The 3596-nt window shown below is 39.3% G+C and carries 5 protein-coding genes; all 5 read right to left on the bottom strand.

Going from position 1 to position 3596, the window contains the following annotated elements; genetic code table 11:
* Nucleotides 1-1081, bottom strand: a 1081-nt coding sequence (larC, locus tag AC220I_RS20035; protein WP_486725637.1) for a nickel pincer cofactor biosynthesis protein LarC, incomplete at its 3' end; no start/stop codon positions are given.
* Between the two features lie 80 nt (nt 1082-1161).
* Complete coding sequence (truA, locus tag AC220I_RS20030; RefSeq protein ID WP_486725636.1) at nt 1162-1905, bottom strand: tRNA pseudouridine(38-40) synthase TruA; 744 nt, start codon at nt 1903-1905, stop codon at nt 1162-1164.
* Complete coding sequence (locus AC220I_RS20025; protein WP_486725635.1) at nt 1895-2581, bottom strand: metal-dependent hydrolase; 687 nt, start codon at nt 2579-2581, stop codon at nt 1895-1897. Before AC220I_RS20025 ends, truA begins: the two co-directional genes overlap by 11 nt.
* A 75-nt stretch (nt 2582-2656) precedes the next feature.
* Nucleotides 2657-2989, bottom strand: a complete 333-nt coding sequence (locus AC220I_RS20020; RefSeq protein ID WP_486725634.1) for a hypothetical protein — start codon at nt 2987-2989, stop codon at nt 2657-2659.
* A 79-nt stretch (nt 2990-3068) separates the two neighbouring features.
* Nucleotides 3069-3596, bottom strand: a 528-nt coding sequence (locus AC220I_RS20015) for a hypothetical protein (protein ID WP_486725633.1), incomplete at its 5' end; no start/stop codon positions are given.

The raw sequence follows: 3596 nt of genomic DNA, 5'->3' as shown, positions 1-3596 counted from the left end.
TCAATTTTATAGCAGGTCTTCCCTTTTTCATGATAATTGGCGTTTTGTAAACATCCAGTGCCCCCTCAGCCAACAAGCGTTCCTCTGCAAACACAAGGAGTTCAGAACTCATATCGTCGATGTTGGTCTCTAAAATCCACTGTTTTTTTGACTTTTGTGGTTCAATAATCATGGCACGCAGGCAGTTTGGAATATCAAGGTTACGGGTCCCCATGCCATATCCAATTTTCTGTGCGATTAGGGGTTTATTCACTGGAAAATCTGTTACATAGGCCTTGATTATGGCTGCACCTGTCGGTGTTGTCATCTCATAGCCCTTTATCTTAGAAATCGTCGGTATCCCTATTAGTATTTCAGCCGTAGCAGGCGCAGGAACAGGCATCTTGCCGTGTGCACATTTCACAAAACCCTCTCCAACTTCAATGTTAGATGCCAATACCTGATCTATTTCAAGAAGTTCCATGCAAATCGCAGCGCCAATGACATCTACAATCGAATCAATGGCACCCACTTCGTGGAAATGAACTTCATCCACCGTCTTGCCATGTATTTTAGCTTCAGCAATTGCAACGTGCTCAAATATTTTAAGACTATCTCCTTTTACGCGGTCAGATAAAGCGCTTTTCTCTATTATCGCCTTGATATGGCCAAAGTTCCGTTGGTGATCGTGACTGTGTCCATGATGGCCGTGGTCATGATGGTTATGGTCATGATGGTCATGGTCATGATGGTCGTGGTCATGATGGTCGTGGTCGTGATGGTCGTGGTCGTGATGGTCGTGGTCATGATGGTCGTGGTCGTGATGGTTGTGGTCGTGATGGTCGTGGTCATGATGGTCGTGGTCATGATGGTCGTGGTCATGATGGTCGTGGTCGTGATTATTTAAATCAATGACGTCAATCTTTGTCCCAAAAATACCAAGCTTGTTGTCTGATCTTTTTCTGAGCTCAAATTCATGATCCAGACCAAGCTTACTGAGTTCAGTCTTTAGCATATTAAAGTCAGCACCCAAGTCCACGAGAGCCCCCATGAACATATCACCACTAATACCTGCAAAGCAATCTAAATACAAAGTTTTCACTTTTACCTCCAAATCAAATCCTCAAAATATCAGCACCTTAAAGAGGCTTATTGTCTTAATTATTTTGCCTCTCGAATTAATTATATAGAATCATTCTCTATTTTGTAAAGCATTAATCCCTGAGGTGGTGCCGTTTCACCAGCTATGCTTCGATCACCCGTTTCAAGAACGCGTTTAACACTTTCTAGGGTTCTCTTGCCCTCGCCAACTTCAATAAGTGTTCCAACGATTATCCTCACCATATTATAGAGAAAACCATTTCCTTCTACGAATATTTTAAGTTCTTCATCCGTCTCAACAAATGTGATGGCATGGATTGTTCTAATCGTGGATTTTTTAGTCTTGTCTGTACAAAAGCCCTTAAAATCATGTTGACCTTCTAGTAGTGATGCAGCAGCTTTCATTGCATGGACATCAAGCCTTTCACCATGGTGGACTGTGACGACGCGTCTCTCAAAAACAGGTGGATAATCTGCAGTCCATATCCTATAGAGATAGGCTTTTTTCTTTGATTGAAAACGTGCATGAAAAGCATCTGAAACTGCCATTACATCTAGAATGACGATGTCTTCAGGCAAGTATTGGTTCAAATAGGCTTTGAGGACATGTATATCAAGTGTCTTGTCTGTTTTAAAATTTGCAAGCTGACAGAGGGCATGAACGCCTGAGTCCGTACGACTTGCCCCATTGATTTCAATTTCTTCATTAAGAAATCTTGTAAGCACAGACTCGATTTTTCCCTGGATGGTCATATCGCTGTTTTTGAGTCTTTGCCAGCCCCTATATTTTGTGCCTTCATAGGCAATTATCAACTTATAATTCATAGGATTCATCTCCCTTTAAGATGACCAGTTCAACATCTTGCGCAAACTCTTTTAACAAAGCTTCAAAATCAGAGATATCTGTTTGAATTACTGGAAACGTATTGTAATGCATCGGCATGACTTTTTTAGGTTTAATCATTTTAACAGCCCTCACAGCATCCATGATATCCATCGTAAAATTGCCCCCAACAGGCAACATTGCAAAGTCGATTTCTTCTGACTCAAGCAATTGCATTTCCACCGAAAGGCCCGTATCACCGGCATGATATAAGGTCTTACCGTCAATCTTAAGAATAAAGCCACCCGGATTGCCACCTTCCTTAAGTTCGCCATCAACCATGATAGAGGAACCATGTAAGGCAGGCGTCATTTTGACATTTCCAAAATCGAATTGCTTTCGACCGCCTATGTGCATACTGTGCGTTTTAAGCCCCATCTTACCAAAGTGGTGTGCCAGCTCATGATTTGAAACAACCGTTGCCCCTGTATTCTTAGCAATTTCAACCGTATCGCCTATGTGGTCACCATGACCATGAGTCACGAGAATATAATCCACCTTTTTTAAAGCCTCTACCTTAACCTTGGTAATCCCATTTTGTAAAAATGGATCTATCATAATTGTAAATTCCTTCGTTTCGATTAAAAATGCCGCATGTCCCAAAAAAGTTATTTTCATTTTAATCCCTCCAACTCCTTTTAAAAAAAGCCGACGAAATTTTTCGTCAGCTATCTTGGTTTTATCATTAACAATTTAGATTTCATCGTGTTCAATAACTAAAAGGTGATCGCCCAAGCTTTCATCAATAGCATTTAAACTCTCCATAACAGATTTATCAGCTGAATATGGAATTTCCAATAATACGACTTTATAACCCTCTGATAAATGCTTAAGTATATTTTTTTCATACCATTCAAGATAAATACAAGCTCTAGCATCTTGATTAAACTGTCTACCATAATTACAGAAAGTAACTATGTCTGAAGGTTCATCTATTTCTCTAATGCTGTACTTCATTACCGTTTCTTCAATCTCTGGTGCAATATCTCTAAATGCAACTACTACTACAGAATACTTAATGCTCATTTTTTTATCCTCCAAATCCAATATGTTCGTTTATGTGCTTTTATTATACCAAAATAATTTTGAAAACAATACCTAGACTTTATCTCGAGGCGAAAATATAATCTTCCATGGACTTTAATGCTTCAACATCTTCAGCCTCAAGGACTTCATAAATACCTCTTCTATAATGCAAACTCAACGCTTCCTTGCCCTTAATGCCTTTGATTTTTACTTCATCCCAATGAATTTTCTTCTTTTTATAGAAAAGATCATAGTCTACAATCCTCTCGCCGTTTTCCATATACTCCAGGGCAAGCAATATTTTTTTGATTTCATACGGCTTAAGATACGTGAACAATGTCACCTTATAAACGCCTACAATCAAAAATATTTTTGCTGCATCCTCGCCCCAACCCTCTCTTAAGATAATTCCAGCACCAAGTTTATCGAGCACATGTATAAGTCTGTCATATTGAATCTTATAGGCTTCATAACTGTCATAAATTTTAATCGTAAGGTCGTACCATTCCTGTTTGTCCAAGTTTCGATTAATGTATTTGAGTGAGTGATTGTCCAGTGTTTTAATGACCTCTGAAAAATGAAGGTCTGTGAAAACCGCATGGTTATC

This window comes from Fusibacter sp., assembly GCF_057447755.1.
Note: the sequence above shows the minus strand (reverse complement) of the source record. Positions and strands in the feature narration are given on the sequence as shown.

Excerpts from the sequence above, each read along its gene's own strand:
- truA (WP_486725636.1), bottom strand. The coding sequence starts at position 1,905 with ATGAATTATAAGTTGATAATTGCCTATGAAGGCACAAAATATAGGGGC.
- AC220I_RS20025 (WP_486725635.1), bottom strand. The coding sequence starts at position 2,581 with ATGAAAATAACTTTTTTGGGACATGCGGCATTTTTAATCGAAACGAAG.
- AC220I_RS20020 (WP_486725634.1), bottom strand. The coding sequence starts at position 2,989 with ATGAGCATTAAGTATTCTGTAGTAGTAGTTGCATTTAGAGATATTGCA.